Source organism: Sphingomonas sp. NCPPB 2930, from assembly GCF_042867205.1.
Classification (GTDB): domain Bacteria; phylum Pseudomonadota; class Alphaproteobacteria; order Sphingomonadales; family Sphingomonadaceae; genus Sphingomonas.
Genome location: NZ_JBHZQU010000067.1, coordinates 1 through 565 on the forward strand (window position 1 = coordinate 1; position 565 = coordinate 565).

Here is a 565-nt window from a genome sequence, read left to right on the forward strand (position 1 = left end):
AGTTTAATGTCGGAACAGAATTGCTGGTCAACTGGACACAAGAAGCCAAGGATGCTTTTGGTGCAACAGAGGTCAATAAGTCTCTTCGCCACAACATCATCCCTGCCAACCAAAAAGTCAAAGAAATCGTCAAACACAAAATTGGACTCTTCATGAATACAGGTGAGCCGACCAATTTGGGGTAAGCCTATGAAGAAATACTTATTGCTCTTAGCTGGGCCGCCAGCAACAGGGAAAAGTTATTTGGCCAATTTGATTCAAGACGCTCTTCCACAAACCTATACGGTTTCGCCTGATGAGTTTAAACAGGACATGGCAGAGAGTGTTGGTTTTGACAATCTCACGGAAAAGGTTACATTGGAAAAGCGTGTTTGGGAGTATTATTACCAGGCCTTGGAAGTTTATATGGGTGGTGGTAAGCAATTTGTCTTGACCGAGTATCCTTTTTCATACAAGCAAAAGGACAGGCTCGAAACTTTAGCAAATAAATTTGATTATCAAGTTATCACGATTCGGCTCGTAGCAGATTTTGATATTCTATGGGAACGCCGGATTGCGCGTGACT

Annotated in this window: 1 protein-coding gene and 1 pseudogene; both read left to right on the forward strand. The window is 42.5% G+C overall.

The features are described 5' to 3' along the window. Positions 1–185: pseudogene (locus ACFX59_RS18395) on the forward strand (hypothetical protein); the annotation flags it as partial. 4 nt (positions 186–189) lie between these two features. Continuing rightward, the coding region (locus ACFX59_RS18400; protein WP_387434526.1) for an AAA family ATPase at positions 190–565 on the forward strand (376 nt) is incomplete at its 3' end.